This is a genomic window from Desulfospira joergensenii DSM 10085, from assembly GCF_000420085.1.
GTDB lineage: Bacteria > Desulfobacterota > Desulfobacteria > Desulfobacterales > Desulfobacteraceae > Desulfospira > Desulfospira joergensenii.
In genome coordinates, this window is the sequence record NZ_ATUG01000002.1 from 1,244,652 (window position 1) to 1,270,599 (window position 25,948).

Annotated in this window: 22 protein-coding genes; 13 read left to right on the top strand and 9 right to left on the bottom strand. The window is 49.3% G+C overall.

Translation table 11 applies throughout. The features are described 5' to 3' along the window. Positions 1-197 precede the first annotated feature (197 nt). The gene (locus F608_RS36245) at positions 198-365 is read left to right on the top strand and encodes a hypothetical protein (protein ID WP_022667072.1); all 168 of its coding nucleotides are present in this window, start codon (positions 198-200) and stop codon (positions 363-365) included. Positions 366-476: 111 nt separating this feature from the next. On the opposite strand, the gene F608_RS0118135 is transcribed toward F608_RS36245, so the two are convergent. The 9 genes from F608_RS0118135 to F608_RS34180 form a co-directional block, all read right to left on the bottom strand. Continuing rightward, complete coding sequence (locus tag F608_RS0118135) at positions 477-1,796, bottom strand: acyl-CoA dehydrogenase family protein (protein WP_022667073.1); 1,320 nt, start codon at positions 1,794-1,796, stop codon at positions 477-479. Positions 1,797-1,941: 145 nt separating this feature from the next. Further along, positions 1,942-2,934, bottom strand: coding sequence for a threonine ammonia-lyase (locus F608_RS0118140; RefSeq protein ID WP_022667074.1), 993 nt, complete (start codon positions 2,932-2,934; stop codon positions 1,942-1,944). Positions 2,935-3,099: 165 nt separating this feature from the next. After that, positions 3,100-3,900 (bottom strand): GntR family transcriptional regulator, encoded by an 801-nt coding sequence (locus F608_RS0118145; RefSeq protein WP_022667075.1) that lies wholly within the window; start codon positions 3,898-3,900, stop codon positions 3,100-3,102. Between the two features lie 77 nt (positions 3,901-3,977). Beyond that, a complete protein-coding gene (locus tag F608_RS0118150) occupies positions 3,978-4,211 on the bottom strand; it encodes a hypothetical protein (protein ID WP_022667076.1) in 234 nt (77 codons plus the stop codon). 63 nt (positions 4,212-4,274) lie between these two features. Further along, on the bottom strand, positions 4,275-5,789 hold the full coding sequence (locus F608_RS0118155; RefSeq protein WP_022667078.1) for a tripartite tricarboxylate transporter permease: 1,515 nt from the start codon (positions 5,787-5,789) through the stop codon (positions 4,275-4,277). A 21-nt stretch (positions 5,790-5,810) separates the two neighbouring features. Then, positions 5,811-6,257: a tripartite tricarboxylate transporter TctB family protein gene (locus tag F608_RS0118160; RefSeq protein ID WP_022667079.1), complete on the bottom strand. Its 447-nt coding sequence runs from the start codon at positions 6,255-6,257 to the stop codon at positions 5,811-5,813. A 98-nt stretch (positions 6,258-6,355) separates the two neighbouring features. Further along, positions 6,356-7,321, bottom strand: coding sequence for a Bug family tripartite tricarboxylate transporter substrate binding protein (locus tag F608_RS0118165; RefSeq protein ID WP_022667080.1), 966 nt, complete (start codon positions 7,319-7,321; stop codon positions 6,356-6,358). Positions 7,322-7,390: 69 nt separating this feature from the next. Beyond that, positions 7,391-8,986, bottom strand: coding sequence for an FAD-dependent oxidoreductase (locus tag F608_RS0118170; protein WP_161626872.1), 1,596 nt, complete (start codon positions 8,984-8,986; stop codon positions 7,391-7,393). 11 nt (positions 8,987-8,997) lie between these two features. After that, the gene (locus F608_RS34180) at positions 8,998-10,656 is read right to left on the bottom strand and encodes an FAD-binding protein (RefSeq protein ID WP_022667082.1); all 1,659 of its coding nucleotides are present in this window, start codon (positions 10,654-10,656) and stop codon (positions 8,998-9,000) included. Positions 10,657-10,890: 234 nt separating this feature from the next. On the opposite strand from F608_RS34180, the gene F608_RS0118180 reads away from it, so the two are divergent. The 12 genes from F608_RS0118180 (at position 10,891) to F608_RS0118245 (ending at position 25,941) form a co-directional block, all read left to right on the top strand. Next, entirely contained in the window at positions 10,891-11,100 is a 210-nt protein-coding gene (locus F608_RS0118180) for a hypothetical protein (RefSeq protein WP_022667083.1), read from the top strand. A 1-nt stretch (position 11,101) separates the two neighbouring features. Beyond that, positions 11,102-12,997 carry a sensor histidine kinase gene (locus tag F608_RS0118185; protein ID WP_022667084.1) on the top strand — a complete coding sequence of 632 codons (1,896 nt, stop codon included), beginning with the start codon at positions 11,102-11,104 and terminating at the stop codon, positions 12,995-12,997. Between the two features lie 78 nt (positions 12,998-13,075). Next, positions 13,076-14,479, top strand: a complete 1,404-nt coding sequence (locus tag F608_RS0118190) for a sigma-54-dependent transcriptional regulator (RefSeq protein WP_022667086.1) — start codon at positions 13,076-13,078, stop codon at positions 14,477-14,479. A 368-nt stretch (positions 14,480-14,847) separates the two neighbouring features. Next, entirely contained in the window at positions 14,848-15,858 is a 1,011-nt protein-coding gene (locus F608_RS0118195; RefSeq protein WP_022667087.1) for an MtaA/CmuA family methyltransferase, read from the top strand. A gap of 110 nt (positions 15,859-15,968) precedes the next feature. Then, a complete protein-coding gene (locus tag F608_RS0118200; RefSeq protein ID WP_022667088.1) occupies positions 15,969-16,715 on the top strand; it encodes a cobalamin B12-binding domain-containing protein in 747 nt (248 codons plus the stop codon). Between the two features lie 28 nt (positions 16,716-16,743). Beyond that, positions 16,744-17,697 (top strand): CobW family GTP-binding protein, encoded by a 954-nt coding sequence (locus F608_RS0118205; RefSeq protein ID WP_022667089.1) that lies wholly within the window; start codon positions 16,744-16,746, stop codon positions 17,695-17,697. Between the two features lie 37 nt (positions 17,698-17,734). Next, positions 17,735-19,111: a sigma-54 dependent transcriptional regulator gene (locus F608_RS0118210; protein WP_022667090.1), complete on the top strand. Its 1,377-nt coding sequence runs from the start codon at positions 17,735-17,737 to the stop codon at positions 19,109-19,111. Positions 19,112-19,455: 344 nt separating this feature from the next. Continuing rightward, positions 19,456-20,829, top strand: a complete 1,374-nt coding sequence (locus F608_RS0118215; protein WP_022667092.1) for a methyltransferase MtaB domain-containing protein — start codon at positions 19,456-19,458, stop codon at positions 20,827-20,829. Positions 20,830-21,079: 250 nt separating this feature from the next. Next, on the top strand, positions 21,080-22,777 hold the full coding sequence (locus tag F608_RS0118220) for a methylamine methyltransferase corrinoid protein reductive activase (protein WP_027362880.1): 1,698 nt from the start codon (positions 21,080-21,082) through the stop codon (positions 22,775-22,777). 46 nt (positions 22,778-22,823) lie between these two features. Beyond that, positions 22,824-23,429, top strand: a complete 606-nt coding sequence (locus tag F608_RS0118225; protein WP_022667094.1) for a hypothetical protein — start codon at positions 22,824-22,826, stop codon at positions 23,427-23,429. A 287-nt stretch (positions 23,430-23,716) separates the two neighbouring features. Further along, on the top strand, positions 23,717-24,496 hold the full coding sequence (locus tag F608_RS0118240; protein WP_022667097.1) for a substrate-binding periplasmic protein: 780 nt from the start codon (positions 23,717-23,719) through the stop codon (positions 24,494-24,496). A 26-nt stretch (positions 24,497-24,522) separates the two neighbouring features. Continuing rightward, the gene (locus tag F608_RS0118245) at positions 24,523-25,941 is read left to right on the top strand and encodes a methyl-accepting chemotaxis protein (protein WP_022667098.1); all 1,419 of its coding nucleotides are present in this window, start codon (positions 24,523-24,525) and stop codon (positions 25,939-25,941) included. The last annotated feature ends 7 nt before the right edge of the window (positions 25,942-25,948 follow it).

Genomic DNA, 25,948 nt, shown 5'->3' on the forward strand with positions numbered 1-25,948 from the left:
GAGTACCCATAGTACCTGTATGGATCTATTATTCGATAAAAGTCCCGAGAAGAACAGGATATGGACGGCTTGACATGTCCTTCCCAATGGCTACCTTATTTTTTAAGAATGCCGTACCGCTCAAGATTCGTTCATACTTTAATTCAGACGGCAGAAATTCAGATCAATTTCTTAATCTTTAATGGAGAACCAAAACAATGAGTGATGACGAACAGAAAACCCTATGCGGACATATCGAAGACGAACTCCAGGTCAAGGACCCCAAGGCCTATATTGCATTGATCAAACCGGCCACCCATTACTGCGAGGGATGCGGACGAAGTGCTGCAAAGGCTGAAAACGTATGTAAACCCAAGCCTCTTTAAGACATACTCTGATGCGGACTGCCCCGTTTCCGGTTATACCGGAAACGGGGCAGTTTTTTTGGGGAGCAGGCCCGGTTCGATCATCTGAATTTTCGTTCAATGTTTCAGGAATCATTCCCCGTATTTTTTAAAGGCTGCCTTGGGAAACAGGCAGACCGGGCATTCTTCCGGGGCTTCATCTCCGTAGTGGACATGGCCGCACATGGTACAGCGCCATACAGGTTCCCCGGAATTTAAAGGTTTTTCGCGGGACAGGGGGATATCGGCCATGGGGGGCATGACCGGCTGGTATGTGTTCATCACATGACCGGACAGGATCATGCGCTGGACTTCGCTGGTGCCTTCGTAGATCCGGTAAAGGCGCATGTCCCGGAGCAGCTTTTCAATGGGGAACATCTTGGTGTAACCGAATCCGCCGAATACCTGCATGGCTTCATCCACTACTTCCCAGGCCGCTTCTGTGGCGTACATCTTGGCAATGGAGGCGGAAATGGTGGCATCCGGCGTATTGTCGGCCTCCCAGGCCGCCTTGAGGACCAGAAGCCTTGCGGTTTCAATTTTCTGGTACATTTCGGCAATCTTAAACTGAAGGGACTGGAAATTGGAGATCCGGGTGCCGAATGCTTTTCTTTTCTTTATATATTCAACGGCAAACTCCATGGCGGACCGGGCCGCTCCCACGGCAAAGGATCCGATGATGGGCCTTGTCCTTGAAAAGGTTTTCATGGCAAGGATAAATCCCTGGCCGGGTCCTGCAAGGACGTTTTCTTTGGGGACCCTGACATCTTTAAAGGAAAGACCGGTCGTATTGGAGCAGCGCTGTCCCATCTTGGGAATGGGGATGCCGCTTGATACCCCTTTCCAGTTTCGCTCGACCACAAAGGCACAGATGCCGTCATGCTTTTTTTCAGGATCTATGGTGGCAAAGACGGTCATGTAATCGGCTATGCCTCCGTTGGTGATCCAGAATTTGGTGCCGTTAAGGATATAATCCTCCCCGTCTTGTTTTGCCCGGCAGCGGATGCCGGACACATCCGATCCCATGAATGCTTCAGAGGTGGCAAAGCAGATCAGTTTGAAGTTTTTTGCCATGTCGGAGAGATATTTTTTTTGGGCTTCCTTGTTTTCGCACAGATAAATGGGTTCCATGCCCAGGGAGTTGTCAAAAATGGAGGTGGCGATTCCCGGGCAGGCTGCGGCAATCTCTTCGGTAATGATGGCCCCTTCCACCAGGCCCCAGCCTTTGCCCCCGAATTCCTTTGGAATGTCCGAATTCATCATCCCTGCGCGAAAGGCCTTTTCAAGGATGGATACGGGGATTTCATCTTTTTTGTCATAATGCCAGGCAACGGGCAGGACTTCTTTCAAGGCAAATTCCCTGGCTTGCTGCTGGATTTCCATTTGTGCTTCAGATAATTGAAAATTGAGCATGAAATTCTCCTTGTTGAGGTTTTGATTAAAATTTTACGATATCACAGGATCGGGTGATTTTACCAGGGACGGCACCGGCTGAGTTTGCCCCTAGCTTACCAAAACCAGAAAGGCGCCATCTCCTTTGCCAATTTAAGGTTGGGGGTTATTCGACCTCTCCGCTTTCAAGACAGGTCAGGGCCATGGCTTTTTGCAGTTCCCCGGCAAAGGCATTCCCTCCGCTCATCTGGACCGCCACTTTCTTTCCCTTGAGCCGGTCCCGGATCTTGACAGCAGCTCTCAGGCACGCCGAACCCGCCCCTTCGGTAAGGTTCCGGGTGTGGTGGGCCGCCAGGGCGATTCCCTCATAAAGCTCTTCTTCAGTGAGAAGGATAAAATCTTCCAGCCCGTTTTTATAGAGTGAAAAGGGGAGCTCATAGGCCTGTCCGGTGGCAATTCCGCCGGCAAAGGTGGTGTTGGATGAACAGAGAATCTTCTTTTCTTTCCAGGACAGATAAGCGGCCTTGGAAGCTTCTGCCTGCACGCCGATGATTTCCACTTCAGGGCGGATCTTTTTGAGAACGGTGATGGCGGCGGCTGCCTCGCTGCCTGCACCAATGGGGATGAGCATGGTGTCAAGATCCGGAACCCTTTCCAGGATCTCCAGAAATTCCGTGGCCACCCCGTTGACGAGACGGGCTTCATTGGCCGGATGGACAAAGTAAAGGCCCTGTTCCGCCACAAGCTCTTCCACTTTTTTCCCGGCTTCTTCAAAATCCTTTCCATACTCGATCAGCTCGGCCCCTGCATCCTGGATGGCCCGGACCTTAAGGGGATTGGAATTTTCCGGGACCACCACCACCGCATTCAGATCAAAGATCCGTGCGCTGGCCGCCACGGAGGTGCCGTGGTTGCCTGTTGAATAGGTGATGACACCCCTTGTCCCGGTTTTTTTCAGCTGATGCATGAGATGGATTCCGCCCCGGATCTTAAAGGTCCCCGTGGGATTGTGGTTTTCATGCTTGATAAAGACCTTGGCGCCGATCAGACGGTCCAGGCTCGGATACCGTCCCAGGGGTGTGGGTGAAAGATAATTTTTCAGGATTTCCCTGGCTCCGAGAATATTTGATAAAGAGATCCGTCCATGATCCGTGTCCATATTGTCCTCCTTTAAAAGTTGTAAATGTCGGATTTCGGATTGAGCATACTTCAGCTCTCTTACTCAAAACAGATACAGATTTACAAAAAATAGAGTGTGACAGATGGATGCTTTCAAGGATTATTCATCCGGTACCGATTGGGTTATCCCGAAACGGCAAATCCTTTAAAAAGGCCTGTCTGCGCTAAATGTTTTTTTCAGCTTGAAGTCATCGGTCAGGCAGAGGCTCTTTCGATACTCAAATGGTTTTTTTTGATGGGTGAAGATAAGTTTTTCGATTTCCAGCAAAGGGTGGCCCAGGTTTATGTTAAGGTGATCTGCGACTTCTTTTTCTGCCAAGGAAACCCCGAAAAGTTCTATATGACTGATCATGGGAATATTAAATTCATTTTCCAGAAAGATATATAGGGGATTTTTTTCAAGTTCACTCTGGCTGTAATTTTCTAATCCTTTAAACAATTTCCGGGGGAAATAAGAGGTGCAATAAACAAGGGGTTTGTTCTGGGGTAGAACCAGCCGTTTTAGCTCAAATAACTCTTGACCCTTGCTGAGATTTAAATAATCCCAGATCTTTTGATTTCCTTTGACAATTTTCAGACCCAGAAAAATAAAACTGGTGTTGAAATGTTCACTCTCAAAGTTATCGACAAATTGGTAAAAACGGATTTTTTTCAATCGCTCCGAAGCAGAGGTAACAAAAGTGCCTTTCCCCTGAACCCGATGGATAAATCCCTTACGGACCAGTTCTTCAAATGCTTTCCGGACGGTTGCAAGACTCAGATTGTTCAGTGCGGAAACTCTTCGTTCCGACGGTAGCCTTGTCTCTGGAGTGAGTGTCCCTTTCTCGATTTGCATTTGTATGGATTTGGCCAGTTGAAAATAGAGGGGACTGCCCATATCCTCTGAGTGGCGGAAGGGAATGGAACTGCCGATAAGCTTTCCCATTTGCTCGATTTCATTATTCATGTTGCTTCCAGGCATTTAATTGATTGCTTTTTCCAAATGTCGATTGTTTTATCTTGTATTCAATTTTTTTCGATAGTTCAAGTGTATAAAGGATACTCTCTGCAAAGGGCGTTTACCTCTGCTGCAACCCGGGGTATGCTGGCATCCGAATCAAGTACATCACAGATATATTCTGCGATTTTAATACTTTCTTCTTCTTTCATTCCCCTGGAAGTCACAAGGGGCAGACCGATCCGTATGCCACTTGTGACAAAGTGGCCGCGCTTTTCATTGGGATCCGTGTTTTTAACATGGTTCAAAGAATCTGGCATGGGTGATTTTCCATATGGCTGCTTCATTTTTCAATAGGGGGGGTGTTAAAATTTAAATTGGGCTTAGTCTGCGGGCATCACACTTTTCTTTCTTTTAATCAGGAAGATGACCGCTGCAAAGGTAAATACCAGAAATGCGAGTGAAATGGGTCTTGTGATAAAAACCGTTACGTCGTAACCTGATATGAGAAGGGCCTGGCGAAGTTTTGCTTCCAGCATGGGCCCTAGAAAAAAAGCCACGATAACCGTGGGGAGATTGATCTTGAACTTTGTCAGGGCATATCCCACCACACCAAAGGCCAGCATTATATAGACATCGAACATACTGGCGTATCCCACATAACTTCCGATGATGCTGAAGACAATGATGGCTGTGTACAGGTAGGATTTGGGAACTTCCGCCACTCGGTTGACTTTTTTAATATAATAATAACCGATCCCCAGGGTAAAAAGATTGCTGATAAAAAGAATGATAAATAAGGCATACAGCATATCCCCGTTGGTCTGCATAAAGGTGGGGCCGGGAACCAGGCCTTTCATCATGAATCCGCCCAGAATCAGGGCCGCCGCCAGGTTGCCCGGGATGCCGAGGGTGACCAGGGGAATGAGGTTGGGGCCGTTTACGGCATTGTTTCCGGCCTCAGCCGCAGCAATACCCTCCAGGGATCCTTTACCGAAGTTTTCAGGGTTTCTGGAGGATTGCTTGGCCATGATATAGCTTAGATAGGAGCCTACGGTGGTCCCGATACCGGGGATAATGCCGATTGCCGCGCCAATGCCTGTGGAACGGAAGATGGTCGGCAGGGTGGATTTGAACTCGGCCCAGCGCAAGCTGTGGTCTTCAGATCGCACCTCGATTTTATCCGGGTCTTTTGCAGATAATTTTTCAATCCTCCGTTTTGAATATTCCTTTTCAAGCTGGAGCAGGACTTCGGAGAAGGCAAGCATGCCGATCACCATGGGCATGATATGAAACCCGTCGGCCAGATCAAGGGTGTTGAAGATAAGACGGGTGGTACCGTATTCGAGATCTGTGCCGACGATACCCAGTAAGAGTCCTAAAACAGTGGCAATAATTCCCCGTACAGGATATTCCGATGCAGCAACACTGATGACGATCAAAGAAAAAATGATGATGGAGGTATATTCAGGTGGACCTATTTTAAGGGCGATCAATGCCACGGGAGCCGCCAGAAAAATTAATATCAGGTCGCTTAGGGCATCGGCAACAACCGATGAAAACAAAGCCTGTTTCATGGCTTTGCCGCTTTTTCCTTCCTGGGCCAGTGGGTAACCGTCCAGACAAGTCACCATGGCTTGGGGGGTACCCGGAATTTTAAAGAGGATTGCCGGGATAGAGCCCCCGAAGTTACCGCCTTTGGTAAGTCCCATCAGCATTGCAATACCGGCTATGGGGCCTAGATAATAGGTAAAGGGAAGAAAGAGGACAATTCCCATGTTATCGGTCAGCCCGGGGATGGACCCCAATATCATACCACAGCTCACTCCGACGCCGGCCCAAAGTAAATTCTGCGGGACAAGAACCATGCTCAATCCGCCTAAGAAATGCTCTATCATAGCACTATCCTTCTATAAGTTTTAAAACAAAAATCCTTCTGGAAAAGGAAACGACAGGATTTTTCTGATCACGATATAGACGATTGCCGGGACGGTAACTGAATAGATGCAAATGGACAGCCAATTGCGTGCCCCGAAAAAAAGCATGAAAAGAAAAACAAACAGAGATGTTGTGACGTAAAATCCAATGATACTGATCAGGAATACATAGATCATGGTCAAGGGAACAATGACAAGAGACTTGAGTGACGCAGAGGATATTAAAGAGGAGGTTTGTTTTTCCCCTTCGGTTTTGTGTTTTTTGATCCCTTCAATGAAAAGCAGCATACAGGGAATGAGCATCGATATTGTGAGGCACCTTGGAAACAATGCCTGCTCAAATCCTTTAATATGATAAGGGATGGCATAGAACCAGAGGAACCCGGCGGATGCCAGCAGAAGTGTTCCCAATTTCAATTCGTTATTCACTCAAAATCTCCTTTTGTAATCTGGGCGTGCGCTAGAAACCGAAATCCTCTGTCAAATGAAGATGCGGGTAACGCACGCTTTTCAGATTTCATCCATTATCAGTGGACATCTTTTGTATACTCAATCAGTGGAGAGATGGATTCAACCGCCTTTTTAACGATTTCCCTATATTGGTTGCCGGCAACGAAGCGGGGTGTAAAACCGGTTTCTCCCATTTTATCCATGAGAGCCTTGTCCTGCATTACTGTTTTCAGGGTGCTTTCAAGTTTTGCTCTGATTTCTTCCGGGACTCCCTTTGGAAGAATCATCCCGTATTCCAGCAGGGTTGCATAGGGATAATCCAGATCGTTCATGTTCCGGGTCTCCGGGAAAAAGGGAACCTTGTCCGACCCAAGATCGACCAGCACCCTTAGTTTGCCTTGACGTGCAGATTGATATGCCGGTGTTCCGGTCCCGGTTTCACATACATCCACGTGGCCGCCTAAAATTGCAGAAGAGGCAGCTCCTCCGCTTTTAAACATGACATATTTCCACTTGATCCCTTCTTTTTTTGCAATGCTTTTCATCACCCCGAGGGCCCATTGAGCCCCACCCGAACCAACGGATACCTTTCCCGGGTTCTTTTTGCTGTAATCGATAAACTCTTCCCAGGTCTTATAGGGCTTGTCCGGCGTAGTAAACAGGACCCTTTCCTGGGGCATATAACTGCCGATATAATCGAAATCATCTACAGCAAGAGGATCTGAACCCAGGAGATAGGGGGAGGTAAGGGCGCTGGTCATGGGTCCTGAGGCAATTGTATACCCGTCTGGTTTGGCTTTTTTAAGGCTCTGCACTCCGATCAACCCGCTTGCCCCTGGTTTGTTGATGTAGATAATGGGTTGTCCGAGAATCTCTTTCATCTTATCGCCAAGCATCCGGGTGCTTACATTGGTCATGCCGCCGGCGCCCCATGGTATGATGATGGTGATGGGCTTTGAGGGGTAATTATTGGCCGTGGCAGAGCCTGGGAAAAGTCCTGCAATCATGATCAATACTGTGAACAACATGAAAATTTTTTTCATTTTGGTTCTCCTTTTTAACTGATGTTTTATTTAGGCTCCTCCCTCTATATCAGGACAGGAAACCTGTATTTATCTCAGCAGATACGGGATCTCAACCCAGAGTGCATCGGTTGGACACTCCACCTCGCAGGGCAGACAGAACCAGCAGGTCCTGAATTTGCCGAATGGAGCACCGCAGGAATAACACCGCCCGGCTTCGGTACGGGCCTGCTCGTCCGTCAGGACCTGCTCAATTTCCTTAAAATCCCCTTCCCTGCCGCTGGTGTGCCGGGCAGGAACGGTCCTGGCCGCATCCGTTCCAACGGATGTATCAATATCATAATTTTTTTCTATGGGACCTTCATATCTCCTGCCGTAGCTTAAGTGCTCTTTGCAAAGGAACCGGTGGACGCTCTCTGCAGCTACCCTCCCCGATGCCATCGCTTCCACCACCGTTGACGGCCCCTTTTTAACGTCACCGGCTATAAAGACATTTTCCTGTTCCGTTTGCAAGGTCAGTTCGTTGTATCTGGGGATTTGGCCGTTAAATGGGTCCAGGTCTCTTTCCTGACCGATGGCCACGATTACCGTATCCGCTTCCAGGTCTTTTAAGATGCAGTCGTCAAAACTCGGGGCAAACCGGCCGGAAGCATCAAATACGGACAGACAGCGCTGCAGTTCAATCCCGGTGAGTTTTCCGTCATGTGCCTGAATGCGGGTTGGACCCCAAGACGGATAAATTTCAATGCCCTCTGCCGCAGCTATATCAAGTGCCTCTTTCCCTGCCGGCAGGATATCTGTATCTTCAAGGCTGACCATGGTGACTTTGTCGGCACCCAGCCGGAGGGCCGTCTGGGCCGAATCGACGGCAACGTCTCCTCCGCCGATGACCACGACCTGTCTGCCGACTTCTGGAGCTTGTCCCTCCCTGACACCATGCAGCAGGGGCAGGGCATGCAGAACACCGGGTAAATCCTCGCCCGGAATGTTCAGTTCTTTGCTCTTCTGACATCCGGTGGCTATGATCACGGCATCGTACTCTTTTGCCAGCCTGTCCGGGAAAATATCTTTGCCCAGCCTCGTGTTTCCTTGGAATATCATTCCCATGGTTTTTAACCGGTCAAATTCCCGTTGGAGGACGATATCGGGAAGCCTGAAGGAGGGGATCGCCCACCTGAGCATGCCGCCGGGTTCATCTTCGGAGTCGATGACGGTGACCCTGTATCCTTTAACCAGCAGATCCCAGGCCGCAATCATGCCTGCAGGGCCGGAGCCTATAATGGCACAATGCTTTTCATTGGTTTCTGCCATGGGAGGCAAAGGCAGATCAATGGCCTCAGAAGTCGCTGAAACGTAACGCTTAAGAGCCCTGATCGCAACAGGTTGCCCGTCCGTTTTTCCACGATGGCATCCTGCCTCGCACTGGGCTGAGCAGATTCTGCCCAGAATTGACGGAAACGGAAGGACTCTTTCGATCATCTCTAAAGCCAGGTCGTTTTCTCCCCGGAGAATCATCTGGACATAGCCTTGGCAGTTCAATCCCAATGGGCAGGCCTGCCTGCAGGGGGCCAGTTTCATTCTTAAATTATCCAGGATGCAGGTGTCGACACATTCTCCGCAATATATACATTTGTCCTTATCAATGACAATATTGTCGGACAATGCCTCCAAAATGGTATTCCTCATTTTTTCCTCCATCAATTGCCCATTTTAATGATCGGTTTGTGGGAGACTTTTACATCCTCCAAAGAATCGCCGCAGGTCAATACGATATGTTTTTTCCATTCCGCATCATTTTTTTCCGGAAAATCAGTACGATAATGCCAGGGCATCCAGCGGCTTTCTTTTCTTTCCTTTGATGCGATCGCGCACATGGTTGCGCTTTGAATAATATTTTCCACTTCAAAGTATTTGAAAAGATCATGGACATCACAGACCCGGACCATTGTTTTGAGTTCTTTTCGAAATCGGTCCATCCACCATAAGGCCCGGTCCAGCTTGTATTCGTTTTTGGGCGGTTTGAGATAGTCGCCGATCATGCGGCGGACTTTGTATTCAAATTCTTCAATGCTGACTGGATTGTTTTTCTGTGCCAGGCAGGCTTCCAATTCATCCTCGAAATCGGCTACCTGTTTTTCATTTATGGATACCTCTCCGTTTTCTGCCGCAAATTCACTGGCATATTCAGCGGCCACCTCCCCGATCACTAGAGCGCCGGAAAGATGCCCCCGGGCCACCAGGGAGGTGTCTCCCGCCGCGTAAAGGCCCGGAACGCTTGTCTCGGCATTTTCATTCACACGTACTCCGGTCAGCCCATGTCCGCCGCACAGATAAACTTCCGTGGGCCACATCTCGATCTCTCCCTTGCGGAAATCATTATCCCGGCCGGCATGGAAGCGTTCACAGGCCGGCCGTTCTGTGGTAAAAAGGATATCTTCAATTTCCTTAATTTTCTCTTCGCTAAGATGATCCATTCGAATCCGGATCGGCCCTTTGCCTTCTGCATGCTCAAGCAGCATTTTGGCAGGATTGGGATGGTCCTGATCCCGTCTTTCTCCAAAGGCATTTAAAAGCTTTGCCCCGCGTGTCAGGGTGATATAGAGCAAGGGAGCGTTAATATCCTTGGTGATGTAATAGACCAATGTATATTCAAACCCACTCAGCTCGGCACCTGCCCGATACGCCAGGCAGTAGCCGTCTCCGGTGTTCCCCGGAAAATCATATACCCCATATAGATGACCGTTGTCCGGCAGGCCAAATCGGGCGGTTCCGCCGGAAGAAAGGATAACCGTCTTGGCACGGCATATCATTAGTTCCCCGGTTCTCACGTTCATGCCGATGGCTCCGGCAATCCTGTTTTGATTTTTGAGCAAACGGACGGCCATGGTTCGATTTACGACCTGTACCCCCAGAGCCGCAGCTTTCTCTGACAGAATCGTTTTAAGTTCCGGCTCTTTCATTGTCACGCAGAAGCGGCCCTTGGGGTGGATTTTCAATACTTCATACTCATCTTTTTCATCTTTGGGAAAACAGACATTCCATGATTCAAGTTTTTTCATCACTCCGTAGCTTCTTTCGGCCATCCTGTAATTGACAGGCTCGTCCATGATACCGTCACAGGCAATGGAATTGGATTCAACATAGAGCTCAGCCGTAGAGACATCCGGGACGGCGACGATATTCATTGCATCCATTCCCCTGGCAATGCAGCCGGAATATTTCATGTTTCCTTTTTCAAAGACGACCACCTTTTGATCCGGGTTGACCTCTTTTGCCCGAATGGCAGCCATTGCACCGGCACTGCCACCTCCAATAATCAATACGTCCGCCTCAATTAAAGAATGTTCTTCTTTCAATATCCTGCCCCTCAATTTTTTAGACAACATCCAAACCATTGTTGCATAATTTATTGTTACGGTGCTCCGGTGCTCCGGTGCACTTTGCCAAGCTTATATAATTGACGTTTGATTGTTGTCAAGACTTTTTTATGTTGATGTTCATCACCGGTTAGGCTAACTTGATTTCGTCATCAACCTTTTCTTTATCAGGTCTTTATCGGGACCGTATGGTGTAAAAGGGGGAATTTGTCCATGAAAGCCTGTACCAAGTGCGGAGAATGGCATACCAGTGCCGAGAACAAGGCCGGCAAAGACCTGTCCTGTACCCAGGTAAAGGCCTATTGGTCGGGAGTCAGCCTCCGCCACAAGGAAGCATGCGGGCATTACGCCCAGATCCGGATCCGGAAAGACGGCCGGGTTGTCTGTATGAAATGTCAGCAGGATCTGGATCCGGTGCTTTAAGATGAATATCGACCTGAGCCCATGGGGCAGTATTCGAAAAAGCCTTCAGATCCTGGCACGGCAGTCCGAGGATGTGGAAGCGTTTTCCGCCCGGACACTGCAATTGATCGGGGAACTGGTCGGTGCCCGGTCTGTGGTCTTGCATATCCAGGATCTTCGGCGGGACACCCGGGTGATTTATGCCACCATGCGTCGAGATGGCAAAAACAATTGGGCCATGACCGTGGATGATACAGATGCCTACGACCAGAATATCCACTCCAGAAGAAAACGTCCCAAGTACATATTACAGTCCTGTTTTGGATTTATCCTTGATCTGCCGGCAAGATGGCGGGGCGTTATTCTGATAGAGTATCCCGGCATTAAAATTGTCACCCCGGAACAACATCGGATACTGATCCAGGTCCTGGGTGAGCTGAGTGACAGCCTGCATGTGGTTCTGATGAACCAGGAAGTGAAAAAACTGGAAACCCTGCTGCGGGACCGGGAACGGGTGAACCAGGAACTGCGGCAGAACATGACCGACATGAGCAAGGAAGCCTATTGTGTCAGCAGCGTCATCACGGGATTGACCCAATCTCTGAATGTATCGGAGATTTTCACCCGGATCCTGGGGGACACCCTGCCCCTGCTCAAGGCCAAGTCAGGAGACGTTTATTTTCCTCAGACAGATCAATGTGTTTCTTTCAAAGCTTCGGGCGTGCTATATGAACTGACCGAGCACGATCACCACCTGTCCCGCCGGCATTCCCGCGAGCACTGCCTCAAAGAGTATTTCGAGAAAAAATATTCCCAGTTGAAAATCCAGGCCGATGGAATTTCATTCGACCTTCTGCCCCTGGATAATCCGTCTTTTTCACCGTTTTTGAAAAAACGCTTCCAGTCCATGGATGTTCAATCCATATTTGAGTTTTCCTTTTGTTCCGGAGAAGAGGTCTTTGGAATCGGTTTGTTGGGATTTTCAGAGGATTGTGTCCAGGCCGATAAATCAAGACTCTTTAAAATCACATTAAATATGATCAGCCTTTTTCTGGAAAATATTTCCCTGATGAAGAGTCTTGAACATCAGGTGAAGCAAAAATCCAATGAAATTTTGAAAATGGAAAAGGAACAACGGTTTATGTTCGAGCATGTCAGCCGTCCCTTTTCCCTGTCAGCCACGGATCTGACCGCCAATTCCGAGCAGATACTGGAACAGATCGATCACTCCCAGCGGGCGGTTTTCTTAGGAGAACTGGCCTCGGGTGTGGCCCATCAGATCCGGAATCCCCTCAACCATCTGGTGGGGGTGCTCCATCTGATTAAAAACAAGGACATCGCAGGAGACGAAGACAGCGGGGAGCTGCTCCAGGAGGTGACCCATCGGGTGGAAACCATCCACCAGATGATCAACAAATTTATCCACTATACAAGAATCCCTGAATTAAACCTGACTTCGGAATCCGTCAACGATGTTTTGAAAGATTCCCTCCAGGCCTTTAAGGGACAGATGGACCAGGCCAAAGTAACGGTCTCGACCTCACTTGACCCTGGACTCTCCATGACAAAGCTGGATCTTTACCTGATGGACCAAGTTTATCATAATATCATTAAAAATGCCGTTGAAGCCATGGGGCAAAGCGGAGAATTGAGCATTACCACCCGGAAACTGGAAGTTAAATACGGTCCCAACCCCAGGCTTGAGTTTGTTGAAATCCTGTTCCAGGACACCGGGGCAGGCATTCCCAAAGAGGACATCGACAAAGTCCTTACCCCTTTTTTTTCGAGGAAGAAAGACGGGATCGGCCTGGGGCTGGCCATTGTAAACCATGTGGTGGGTCTCCATGGGGGGGCTGTCCAGGTGAAAAACAGGAAAAAAGGGGGTACGGATGTCAGGATCTGTCTTCCGATCCGGTAACGGCGGGTCCGGGACAGGCAGGCAAGCGGTCCCTATTCCGGCCGGTCGGGTTTTTATTTTTCCTATCATTGGAGGCATATGAACACCCAACAGATTTTGATCGTGGAGGATGATATCAATTCTTCCAAGGTCCTGGCCCGTATCCTGACCAAGGAAGGATACATTGTCGATACCGTGTCCAATGCCGAAGATGCCTATACCATGATTGTCGGTGCGGATTATGATCTGCTGATTATTGATATGGTGCTGCCGAACATGGACGGCCTCTCCTTTCTCAAAAAGATTACCAAAGAGTATCCTGATATTTTAACCCTGATGGTGACGGCCTACGGTTCCATCACAACCGCCGTGGAAGCACTCAAAGCCGGGGCCAATGATTTTTTGGAAAAGCCCCTTGTTCCGGAAAAACTTCTCCATGTACTCCATAAGGTCTTTGAAGAACAGCGGCTTAAAAATGAAATAAACGCCCTGAAGTCCGATTTGATGAAGCGCAATCAATTTGCCAACATCATCGGAAGCCATCCCAAGATGCAGATCATCTTTCAATTGATCGAATCCCTAAAGGATACGGACGTTGCCGTGTTGATCACGGGGGAGACCGGAACGGGCAAGGAACTGGTGGCCCGGGCCATCCATTTCCAGAGTCACCGCCGTCATCAGCCCTTTATGGCCATTAACTGCGCCTCGGTACCGGAAACCCTTTTTGAGAGTGAGTTGTTCGGATATGAAAGAGGTGCCTTTACCGGTGCGGGAAAAAGAAAACTCGGGAAACTGGAACAGGCTCAAGGGGGAACGGTTTTGCTGGATGAGATCGGAGATATGCCCATGTCTGTTCAGGGAAAACTCCTGCGGTCCCTCCAGGAGAAAAAGATCGAGCGCCTGGGAAGCAACAAGGCCGCATCCATTCCATTGAATGTCCGGATCCTGTCTGCAACCAACAAAGATCTTTATATGGAAGTTTCCCAAAAAAATTTTCGCATGGATCTTTTTTACCGCCTCAATGTGGTTCCCATCCACATCCCCCCCCTGAGAGAACGAATCGAGGATGTTCCCCTGCTGGTTGAACATTTTTTAAACAAGATCTCCAAGGACAGGGGTGAGCCCCTGCTCAGGATTTCCGAGAAAGCGTTATCCCGTTTGATGTCCCATCCCTGGCCCGGTAATGTCCGTGAGTTTGAAAATGTCATGGAGCGGGCAGCGGTATTGAATCCGGGCCGGGTCATTGAGGACATCCCGTTTCTGCCTGTGATGCAGGACCCGGAGACTCCTTCCGGGCCTCCTTCCATGGAAGTCAATCCCGACCATCCATTGAAAACGGTTTGTTCCCAGGCCCTGGCTGAAATAGAAAAAGACTATCTCAACAGGGTTCTCCAAAAGTACAAAGGCTCCATCAAATTGACGGCTGAACATGCACAGATCAACGTTCGCACGGTGCGAAGGAAAATGAAAGAGTATGGCCTGGATAAATGGGAATTCAAATAAATCATAACCTTGTATAAAAAACCGACATTAAAGTCCGGTTTTTGAAATCAATGTCCGGTCTGAAATGTCCGGTTTAAGATTTTATCCTTGGATCAGAGCCGGCCTTTTCGGCGCGACAAAATTAAATCATTGCAGGAAAACCCTTTGATCTGACTCTTTCCACGGTTTTCTCACGTCTCCATTTTTGATTTTCCCGGGTATGGTATGTTTTTTGCTCTATTATTCCATAGTTCACAGTTCTGTAGCTCAATAATTTGGATCCAGTCTCAGTTGTCTTAGTTGTTTAAACAGGGAAGCCGCAATTTAATATTTTAACACAATTTATTTCTTAGATTGTGGCTACTGCATGTCGAAGAGAGGAGAGTAATATGACACCGAAAGAACGCGTAATGAGTGTGATCAATCATCAGAAACCGGACCGGATGCCCTGTTTCGGAGCAAATTCCACGGTCAGTTATGATCAGATGGATAAGGTAAAAGCCTATTGGCCCGAAGGCCATGAAAAAGCCGATGTCATGGCAAAACAGGCCATGGCCGCCCATACGGTACTCGGGTTTGATGCGGTCAGGGTGCCTTTCTGCCAGACCTTTGAAGCGGAAGCTCTGGGATGCGTGTTAAAGCCGGGCAAGACTCCCAGTGGAGAGAGCATCCCCGGGATTGAGCATCCTCCCATTTATAAACTGGACGACACTCCGGAATTTCCAGATGATTTCCTTTCCCGGGGACGGATTCCCGCTCTGCTGGAGGCGGTCCGGATCTTGAGAAAAGAACTGGGCGATGATATCCCCATTGTGGGAGGCATCATCGGCCCCTTCACCATTGCCGGCTCCCTCCTGGGAACGGTTCAGATCCTCAAGGCATCCATAAAAAAACCGGACAAAATTGTCCCCTTTTTGGAAGTCGGGGTAAAGGCTGGGGCTGCCCTCGGCAAAGCACTGGTCGATGCCGGAGCCGATATCATCTCCTGTGAAGATATGACGGCATCCCCTGAAATGATCTCCCCCAATACCTACAGAGACTATGCAATGGACTATCAGATCCGTCAGTTTGATGCCATTTCCGTACCCAAAATTCTTCATATCTGCGGCAATGTGGATCCTGTTGTGGGACTGATGGGAAAGACCGGGGCAGATATTCTGAGCCTGGAACCCAAAGCCAGTGCAAAGCTGGCCCGGGAAAAATGCGGACCCGATATCCTGCTGATGGGGGGGGTGGATACGGCAACCACTCTTTTTATGCAGAGCCCTGAAACCATTAAGGAAGGATGCATAGAATCCATTGAAAACGGCATCCAGATACTGGCACCGGGCTGCGCCGTTGCCCCGGGCACTCCCCTGGAAAATCTTTTGGCCATGATGGAAGTCGTGAAAGGAGAATAAAGAACAGGTCCGTCAATACAGACGGGTGATCAATGGTGTAATCATTCTTTAGTCGTGCTCGCTCCATGTGGGGCGTAGGTTGATAAACCAATAAAAAAGGAGAGAGGCCAATGAAGATCGTCGATGATTTCTCAAACATTTTTAAGCGTTATGATCTTGACCTGGAGGTAAAGGGCGAGGCCAAGACCATTTCCAAAGACCCGATCATGCAGCAGGTCGCCAAACTCGTCATCGAAGGAGATGATGATGAGATCGGTGATGCCGTCAAAAAAGCGCTGGAGAGCAAAAGTCCTCTTGAAGTGATCAACGAGGCCTTGATAGCCGGGATGGACGAGGTAAGCCGGTTGTGGGAAGAAGGGGTTTATTTTCTGCCCCAGGTTATTCTCTCCTCGGATGCCATGAATGTCGGGATCTCTTTATGCGAAGAAGCAATGGGTAAATCCATGGATCGGAAAGGCAAAGTCGTCACCCATACCGCAGAAGGAGATATCCACGATATCGGTCAGGTCATTGTCAACGCCCTGCTCAATGCCAACGGCTTTGAGGTGGTCAACCTGGGTGCAGATGTCCCGACGGACAAGGTGGTTGCCGCCTGTAAAGAGCACAAACCCGTTATGGTTACCGGTACTGCATTGATGACAACAACCATGACCGCTTTCCCCAAAATCGCCCATCAGCTCAAACAGTCCAATCTGCCCATTCCTTTTGTATGCGGGGGCGGAGCCGTCTGTGAGGAATATGTCACTGATTTTGATCTGGGAGTCTGGGGAAAAGAAGCCAGTCAGGCACCGGGAATGGCCGAGGATGCGCTATCCGGCGAAAGCTGGGAATCCATGCGGTCAAAATGGAACGGATAAACAGATAATTAAATGGGAAAATCCGGGAATGATCGTTGATATTATTTACGGCTTTTTAGGCGCCGGAAAAACGACCTTTATCGTCAACGCCTTAAACGAACTGGGCGAAGATGAAAAAACAGTGGTACTGGTCAATGAATTCGGTGAAGTGGGCATTGACGGAGGCTTGCTAGAGAGACAGGGCGGGAACGTAGTGGAGATGCCCAGCGGTTGTATCTGCTGTACACTTCAGACCGATTTTAGATCCCAGCTCCTTGAGATTACCCGAGACCTCCAGCCTGAGAGAGTGATTATTGAGCCCACCGGCGTGGCCACCATTAAACAGATCCATTCAATTGTCGGGGCACAACTTTTCGAAAATACCATTGAAAAGACACATAGTATCATGATTGCCGATGCTGCCGGTTTTATGGAGTTATATAAAGCCAACCGTCATTTTATGGAATCCCAGGTGGAAAACGCCGATCTTGTCCTTTTGAATAAATGTGACCGGGTGGATAAAAGAAGCGCCCAGCTCACCAGAAGCGCCATATCAGCGATCAACCCCGGAACAACAATCATCATGACAGAGTTTGGGATAGTGGATTGGGCAGAGTACCGTCAGGCTCTTTCCACTGTCCCTTCCAAAGAGTTTTTCCAACCCAATGGAATCCAGCCCCATCTTCCCCACCACCATGAAGAGGAGGAGGAACTGGGGTATCGGTCCTTTGGTAAAATTTTCAGGGAAGAATCATTTGATGAAAAAGCTCTTCAGAGTTTCTTCCAGGAGCTCAACACCCCGGATTCCGGGATGGGCAAAATCGTCAGGGCAAAGGGTATCTTTCAGATCAGCGATAAATGGCTGCTGATGGAACTGGCCTCCGGGGATATTTCATCCCAGCCCCTCAAGAGATCGGAGGAGAGCAGAGTTTCCATTATCGGCAATGATTTAAACCAGGACTTGATCATGAATTCACTGGGGAATTGTGTGAATTCCACATAAGATATTTGAACCCCCTGCAATCTTAGGATCATTAAGCGTGTCAGAACGTGAAAAAAACGACCAGACCACGGTTCTTATCGTCGATGACCAGTATGGAACATTCCAATGTCTCCAGCACCTGATCGACGGGGAGAACTTTTTTGTTTTGGTGGTCTCCGACGCCCGGCAGGGACTGGATGCCCTGAAGAAGAACCGGAATCAGAAATGGATCATTATCACGGATCTGAATTCATCGGGCATGGGGGGAGGCGGTTTTTTGCACCAGGCCAGGCAGATCATTCCCCGGGCTGCCTTTTTAATCATCGGGCCCTTGAACGCTTTCCTCTACCAGGGTAAAAAATTTTATGAATTTTCAGGGACCCGTCTAAAGCAGGACATTAACGCCATCCTCCTGAGCATTGTCCGGAAAATGGATGACGGTCAGCCGGAAGAGGTCCAGCCCAGTCCGGTTCTTAAAGAGAGGTTCGGCAATATCATCGGCCGAAGCCGGAGCATCAATCAGATCTACCGGATGATTGACAATCTGAAGAAGTCATCGGCCACGGTTCTGATCCAGGGAGAAAGCGGTACCGGAAAAGAACTCATCGCCAAAACAATTCATCAGACCAGTTTAAGAAAAAAGGGTCCGTTTGTGGCGGTGAATTGCGGGGCCATACCGGTCAATCTGATTGAAAGCGAATTGTTCGGCCATGAAAGGGGGGCGTTTACCACAGCCGTTAACCAGCGAAAGGGAAAATTCGAAACCGCCCAGGGAGGAACCCTGTTCCTGGATGAAATCGGGGAACTGGATAAGGATATTCAGGTAAAGCTGTTACGGGTCCTTCAGGAGAAAGAATTCCAGAGGGTCGGCGGGAACCGGACCTTTAAGACAGATGTCCGGATTATCTCCGCCACAAACAAAGATTTAAATGAAGAGATAAAGCTGGGAAATTTTCGTGAGGATCTGTTCTACCGGCTCAATGTGGTTCCCGTCACCATTCCTCCTTTACGAAAAAGAAGGGAAGATATTCTGCCTCTTCTAGAGTATTCTTTTGAAAAAATATTTAAGGAAATGGACCGCTCTTTGCCCGTTCTCGGCGAAGATGCTCAAAAAAGCCTGCTTTGTTACGATTATCCCGGGAATGTCCGTGAAGTTGCCAATATCGTTGAGCGGCTTTCCGTCTCATGCCCGGGCAGGAAGATCACCTTGCAGGATCTTCCCGAGGAGATCCGCCTGGAATCTGATCCGTCGGCCTGTTCTGTAAATATGTTAAAAGAACTGCCCGACGAGGGAGTCCGGCTGGAGGATGTGGAAAAGGAACTCATCCTCAAGACCCTTAAGAAAACATCGGGAAACAAGCAAAAGGCGGCCAAAGCCCTGGGGATTACCCGCCGCCTGCTCTATCTTCGGCTTTCCCGGTACGCCGATGCCTGAGGATACCCGGCGTGACTTTTGGGAGAATATGTCCTTTTGCAGATACCCCTTAACCCTTTGTTTAAAATTGTTCAAAAGGAATTGAAAATGTTACCTGATGTTACACTTTTTGCCGGCCTTGTCACCCCATGTGACGTTCCCTTTGAAAGGGCAGTAAGCCGTCAAAATTTGTGCAGGAAAAACTATTTTATTTCAATAGGTTATGGCTTTAAAAAATATCGTATGCTGGTATGACAATTGCTCTACTTTATATGGAGAGAGAAAAGCGGGAGTCGGGAATAAGTTTTTATTATTTCCTGCTAGAACTTAAACTTATTAATTGTTTAACTAAGGAGATTTAAGACATGGCAAGAAAAAAAATTCAAAAGATGGCCTACGGCAGCGGAGCCGAGATGATGTTCGGTACGGCAAAAAAACCGGTTACTACCAAAAGAGGAATCGTGCTCGGGGGCGGGTATGTTCATCCGGAGGTGGTTCCCCATCCCAGGCCGGGCAGTGAAAAGACCCTGAAGACCCTGTTGAGGGAATATGAAAGAGCCAACGGAGACGCCCTGGAAAGAATGGTTGTTGTCGGACATCCCACCCTCCAGATTGAAAACGAGCATGTCTTCCAGATGACCCATAATCCCAAATGGGGTGGGGAAATCGCCGCACAAACGGCCAAGCAGATGGACGAATACCTTGAAAAATACGGTCTTAAAGCCTCCTATCGCTCGACCCCGGCTGACCTGCGTAAACCCGACATGGTGAATATGCGGGAAGACGATTACACCAGAGAAGTCATTGAATCCTTTGAAGAGTGCAGTAAATATGCCGATGTGGTTTCCATTGAATCCATGGGCGGAAAGGAGATCTTTGACCATGCCATTATCCGGAACGACATTGCCGGTATCCTTTTCGGAATCGGCGTTCTGGGCGCCATTGACATGGAATGGATGTGGGATCAGATCGTGGCCATATGCAAGAAAAACAACTGCATCCCCGGGGGCGACACCAACTGCTCCGAGGCCAACACGGCCATGTTTATGGCAGGCGGCCTGATCTCCAAGGACGTTCCCCATGTCTTTGCCGTATTGGCACGTGCCATTGCGGCGTCCAGAACCCTGGTCGCATATGAATGCGGCGCCACAGGCCCAACCAAAGACTGCGCCTATGAAGATCCGATCATCAAGGCCATGTCCGGCGTACCCATCTCTACCGAGGGGAAGGCCAGTGCCTGTGCCCATTCCGATTTGGCCGGCAATCTGATCATGGCAGTCTGCGACGTATGGAGCAACGAAGCTGTCGAGTATCATGACATGTTCGGTGCCTCGACCACCTCGGTTTTTGCCGAAATTCTGGGGTATGATTGCGCCATGCTCAATACCGCCCTTGAACTGGGCTACCAGGAACAGATGAAAGAGATCCTGGTCAACTCCGATATGTACCGTGATTCCCACAGCCTGATCCTGGCACCGGACAATGCCTGGGAAATCGGTAATGCCATCGTGAGCAACCGTGAGAGCAATTATGTCAGCGCCCTTGCCGGTGCCAAAAAGGCCGGTGAGATTGTCCTGAATGATCCCAAAATGAAGTTGACAAATCTTGAAAAAACCGCTCTTGAAGGTGCCATGAAAGATATGGACGCTCTGCCTGATAATGAGGGCAGCTTCATTGATATGTGCCTTGGCAAATACCAGAATGTCAAAGGATTTAACCCGGCTTCCTATGGTCTTTAGATCACACCGGAATATGGATTGAATCTTTGGTAACGGTTTTTTAACCAACCCATGTCCGGGGGTGTAAACTCATCCCGAACGGATAGTCCTTGATCGGGGAGGCATTGCAGGGTGCTCACAAAGAGTTCTCTGCAGTGCCTTTCCTTATTGTTAAATCTATGGTTATAATTATCCGCAACAGGGCATGAAACCCGGCACCGGTTTCGATTTCGGCGTTCATACAAACAAATTGGGAGGCTCAAGACTTCAAATGGCGAAAATCGGCATTGCACTGGACCTCGGCACAAGCGGATTCCGTGGGCAGGCTATCGATCTGGATCAAAACGGCATCATCTTATCAACGGCGGTTACGACCCGTCATCCTCTTCCCGGAGCCAATGTCATAGACCATCTCCATTTTGCTCTGGAAGTCGGATTGGACTGGGCCCACAGGGTCGTCATTTACGCCGTCAACCGAGTCATTGACAACCTCAGGATCGACAGAGAGGATGTGGTCTGTCTCGCGGTTTGCGGCAACCCCATTCAATTGTCTCTTTTCCAGGAGATTGAAATCCGGGATCTGGCCTACGCAGGAAAAAGAAAACTGGATGCCATGGGGGTTGTCCCCCCCAAACGGGATGCACAGATCGTAAAAGCCCTTGAAATCAAAGAGCTTGATCTGCCGCCGGAGATAGATGTCTTGATTCCGCCGGCGGTCCGGCACGAGATCGGGGCCGATGCCCTGGCCATGATGCTCCAGACCGGCATGCTGGAAAAAGATGAAATCTCCATTACCACGGATTACGGAACCAATGCGGAGATGGCCCTTTTTTACAAGGGCACGGTTTTTACCGGGTCCACGGCTGCCGGCCCGGCCCTTGAGGGACAGCAGATTGAAGACGGGCTTCTGGCGCTTCCGGGTGCCATCTGCGATGTTGAGTTTGAGGCAGATGAAGACAGGGACTGCATCCGGTGCCGCCAGCGAACGGGAGCCCGGGATCAGGCCAGGAAAGGAAGACTAAAAACCTCTGTCCTGAATCAAGATATGTCCAGTATCCAGGGGGATATTGTTGACCCGGAAACGGGCGATCTTATTGCCCGGGGGGAAGCAGATGCAGTCGGTATTACCGGAACCGGGGTGGTGGCTCTGCTCAGCCAGGGGATATCCGCCGGCCTCATCCGGATTCCAAAGATCACCACATCATATCAGAAGATCTTTCTGCCCAACGGACTGAAATTTACGGAAAAAGACCTGCTGGAGGCCGGCAAAGCCATCGGTTCTGTCCGTGCAGGTCATATCACCCTGTGCCAGGAAGCTCAGATCAAACTCGAAGATATTGAAACCGCCTATATGTCCGGTGCATCCGGAACCTATGTGGATGCCCTAAAGGCCCAGGAAATCGGTATGATCCCGCCCGGGGTCGAGAAAATTTACCAGGTGGGAAACACCTCTCTGGCAATGGCCAGGGATATGGTCAGGGATGTGAACGAACTCTGGCGCATGAAGAAAATAGCCGATGATCTGCGGCAGCATCATTGTATGTTCGCCTCTTCCAAAGTCTTTGAGAAGGTATATATCCTGGAACTCTCCCATTGGACAGAGGGGATGAACCTGAAGCAATACCAGAAATTTTTAAAAAAGTATGGTCTGCCTCCCTTAACCGAGGTGACCCGGCAGCCCGAGGTCATTAAAACCGTGGAAAAAGATATCCCGGATCTGGGTAGAATGGGGCTTGAGATTATTTCAAACATCGGTCATCAAAAGACCATTATTTTTCAAAGATGCCTGGGTGACGGCGCCTGTGTGGAGGAGTGCCCTGAAAAGGCCATCGCCATGGAGGAAGAGGATGGGGAATTCAAAATTATTATTGACCTGGCCCAGTGCGACGGAGTTGCCTGCAGAAGGTGTGAAAGGGCATGCAAAGACAAGGTGTTTGACCTGGTTCAATTGATTACTTCTCCGGAATGATCTTGATAAAGGATAACGGCCAAAGATGTAATGGAGTGAGTATGCAATGGACAAAGATGAAATAGACAGGTGGTTCCTCTCTGGATTTAAAAAGGTGACAGGCATCAAGGCCGCTTTTCCCTTATTTGATGAGGACCGGGAAAAGATTCTTGATATTGAGCAGGATGCCGAAGACAGATCTTTGATGGGGCTGGGCAAAGTAATCAATTCAGGCGTCAGAAAGGTGTTAAATGATCAGCGGGTCTATGTGGCTCTCACGGATATGGATTTTGAATGGGGATGCCATTCCACACTGATATTGAAGAAAGGAAGTGAAGTGGTGGGCCGGGAAATCAGGGATAAGGATGAGATTGAAAAATTATCCGGAAAGGAAAACGTCTGGTTCATGCACCGCAATTTTGTGGTTTTCAAGGATAAAATTTCCTTTCCCGGGGATATTATGAAAAAGATCTGCCATTTTGAAATCCCCGGGCTTGAGGGAGACTGGTGCAAACCGGAAAATGAAAAAATAAAATGCCGGTCCGCTGTTTTCGCCAACCCGGCCACTCCCTGTGACGTTTATTTAAAAGAAAAATACTTCAAGGGAAACGATGAAAGAGGATTGGGAACCGTCCTGATCGGAATTAATCTTGAGGGAATCTTGGATCATTAAAATTTCCCTGCAATGCGGAGATTGAATCAAAAGATCCCGGACAAACTCCGGGGCGGTTTATTTTTTCTGCCGGCCCCGCCTCCCCCCTTTAGCGAAAAAGAGATCTTTTCCTGCATAAAAAAACTACAAAATCGTTGAGCAACCGGGTTAAGTATGGGATTATAGAAAATGTTCAGCAAATCCCCATATAAAATTCGCAACCGGACTGCAGGCAGGGGGTGGTCTGGTACGTCCGCCGGAAAAACGGCCGGGACATATATCTGCCACGGAAAACAAAGAGGGCCCCTATGAAAAATTTTTTGATCAAGGGACTGGCAGTCCTTTTTTCCATCCTGTTTTTGAATTCCTGGACGGCCGGGGCAGGGGAGCCCAAGGTATTGCGGATCATAGAAAATGACTGGCCGCCATACTATTTTAAAGAAAAATCGGGTCCCTTGCCCGGGTTTGCCAGGGAGCTTTTAGACCATTGCCTTCCCCGGCTCGGGTTTGAGACCGAATTTGTCTTTTACCCGGTGAAACGGATGTATACCTATCTTGCAAAGGGTGAAATTGACATCGCTTTGTTCTCCTATCGGAAATCCCGGGAAGATTTGGTCCATTACAGCAGTGAACCCCTGTTCGTCTCCGGATACAGGCCGGTGGTGCGGGCGGGCACCAATATCCGTATCCAAAGCCTGTCAGATTTTGACAGCCTTACAATCGGACATCTGGCAGGGTTGAAGTACTCTAAGGATTTTTTGTCCTATATCGAAAAACGGCGTGGGGCAGGTACCCTGGTCACCAGCATCACAGGAGATTCATGTCTTAGAATGCTGACCGAGGGGATGATCGATGTCTTTGTGGATATCGAAAATACGGTGCGATGGCGGGCCAAACAGATGGGGTTCACGGATCAAATTGAGATCCTTTCCTATGATATCCGCACCCGGGACTATTTTGTCACCCTGTCTAAAACCTCTCCCCGAATTGTTGACAAGATTGATTTTCTGAAAAAAATGGACGAGTGCCTGAGAACCATGAAGACCGATGGCCGGTATCGGGAAATTGCCGCCAAATATGGTCTATAGGGGGCCTATTGTCATTCTTGAGGGATATGAAACTTCGTGCCGCCATTGCTGTGGTCTTTTTTGTCGGTTTTTTTATCCCAACGGTTGTGGCCTGTTTTCTGACCATTCAATACCAGCGCCAGGTCCTCACCGCCGAACTCAGGGAGGATCATGCCCGGACGGTTGAGGTGCTTGCCCTGGGTCTGAGAGAGTCGGTCTGGGCCCTGGTTCCGGAAGCCGGCATTCCCATCGTGGACGCCGTCATGACCGACAGCCGCATTCAGCGCATCCGTGTGGATTCCGAAGAAGGTCCTTTTATCCGGAAAACCCGGGAGGGCCCTGTCCAGGGTCATTCGATTCAGACCATGAAAAGCCCCATTCTTTATCAGGGAAGGCGCATCGGAGAGGTTTCCATGGACATAGACACCAGTCCCATGGAAGCGGTACTTGCCAGGCAGCAGGCCCGGTATCTCTGGATTTCACTGGGACCCTTTTGTCTGAGTGCCGTGATCCTCTTCTGGATACTGAGCCGGAAGATCTTAAGGCCCATGAACCGTCTCCTCCATCAATCCGAAGATCTGGCCGCCAAAAAACTTGACCGGAAATTTCAATGGGACCAGCAGGATGAGATGGGGATCCTGGGTCATAGCTTTGAGAAAACCCGGCAGTCCCTGGCCGCCCTTTTTCAGGAACTGGAACAGACCAATGAGCGTGTCGTGGGCCAGGCCGATGAACTGACCCAGACCAACGAGAAATTAAAAGTCGAGGTGGCTGAACGGAAACGGATTGAGGCCCAGTTGATCCGTCACCAGGAAAAGCTTGAAGAGATCATCAGCCGGCGGACCGCCGAGTTGACCCAATCCAATAAAGAACTGAAGCAGGAGATCCGCGACCGCCTCAGAATCGAGGCGGACCGCAGGGAAATGGAAGTTCGGCTTCAGCGGGCCGAAAAAATGGAAGCCCTGGGAAATCTCGCCGGCGGGGTGGCCCATGATCTCAACAATATCCTGTCCGGAATCGTCAGCTATCCTGAACTGATGCTCTTGGATATCACTGAAGATGATCCCATGCACAAACCCCTGAAGATGATTCAAAAGGCAGGGGAGAGGGCTGCGGTGGTCGTGCAGGATCTTTTAACCCTGGCCCGGAGGGGGATTACCGTCAACGATGTCCAGGATTTGGAAGAGATCGTTTCGGTTTATCTCGATTCGCCGGAGTACCGCAATCTCATGGAATCCCATCCCAATGTAAAAGTGGAAACAGAGTTCAACACCGGGGGATTGAAGATCAAGGGGTCTGGTGTTCATATTACCAAAACGGTGATGAACCTGGTCTCCAATGCTGCGGAGGCTATTAAAGAAAACGGAACCGTTCGAATTGTCATAGCTCCCAAACCCGGGGATAAGATAAATTCCATGGGCCAAGACCCCCCCCCCGGGAGACTTTCTTGTTCTGTCCATATCTGACGATGGA

Coding starts and splice junctions, on each gene's coding strand:
- F608_RS0118195 (WP_022667087.1), top strand. CDS start 14,848: ATGACACCGAAAGAACGCGTAATGAGTGTGATCAATCATCAGAAACCG.
- F608_RS0118200 (WP_022667088.1), top strand. CDS start 15,969: ATGAAGATCGTCGATGATTTCTCAAACATTTTTAAGCGTTATGATCTT.
- F608_RS0118185 (WP_022667084.1), top strand. CDS start 11,102: ATGAATATCGACCTGAGCCCATGGGGCAGTATTCGAAAAAGCCTTCAG.
- F608_RS0118205 (WP_022667089.1), top strand. CDS start 16,744: ATGATCGTTGATATTATTTACGGCTTTTTAGGCGCCGGAAAAACGACC.
- F608_RS0118240 (WP_022667097.1), top strand. CDS start 23,717: ATGAAAAATTTTTTGATCAAGGGACTGGCAGTCCTTTTTTCCATCCTG.
- F608_RS0118135 (WP_022667073.1), bottom strand. CDS start 1,796: ATGCTCAATTTTCAATTATCTGAAGCACAAATGGAAATCCAGCAGCAA.
- F608_RS0118155 (WP_022667078.1), bottom strand. CDS start 5,789: ATGATAGAGCATTTCTTAGGCGGATTGAGCATGGTTCTTGTCCCGCAG.
- F608_RS0118225 (WP_022667094.1), top strand. CDS start 22,824: ATGGACAAAGATGAAATAGACAGGTGGTTCCTCTCTGGATTTAAAAAG.
- F608_RS0118245 (WP_022667098.1), top strand. CDS start 24,523: ATGAAACTTCGTGCCGCCATTGCTGTGGTCTTTTTTGTCGGTTTTTTT.
- F608_RS36245 (WP_022667072.1), top strand. CDS start 198: ATGAGTGATGACGAACAGAAAACCCTATGCGGACATATCGAAGACGAA.
- F608_RS0118145 (WP_022667075.1), bottom strand. CDS start 3,900: ATGAATAATGAAATCGAGCAAATGGGAAAGCTTATCGGCAGTTCCATT.
- F608_RS0118170 (WP_161626872.1), bottom strand. CDS start 8,986: ATGAGGAATACCATTTTGGAGGCATTGTCCGACAATATTGTCATTGAT.
- F608_RS0118150 (WP_022667076.1), bottom strand. CDS start 4,211: ATGCCAGATTCTTTGAACCATGTTAAAAACACGGATCCCAATGAAAAG.
- F608_RS0118180 (WP_022667083.1), top strand. CDS start 10,891: ATGAAAGCCTGTACCAAGTGCGGAGAATGGCATACCAGTGCCGAGAAC.
- F608_RS0118220 (WP_027362880.1), top strand. CDS start 21,080: ATGGCGAAAATCGGCATTGCACTGGACCTCGGCACAAGCGGATTCCGT.
- F608_RS0118140 (WP_022667074.1), bottom strand. CDS start 2,934: ATGGACACGGATCATGGACGGATCTCTTTATCAAATATTCTCGGAGCC.
- F608_RS0118190 (WP_022667086.1), top strand. CDS start 13,076: ATGAACACCCAACAGATTTTGATCGTGGAGGATGATATCAATTCTTCC.
- F608_RS0118215 (WP_022667092.1), top strand. CDS start 19,456: ATGGCAAGAAAAAAAATTCAAAAGATGGCCTACGGCAGCGGAGCCGAG.
- F608_RS0118165 (WP_022667080.1), bottom strand. CDS start 7,321: ATGAAAAAAATTTTCATGTTGTTCACAGTATTGATCATGATTGCAGGA.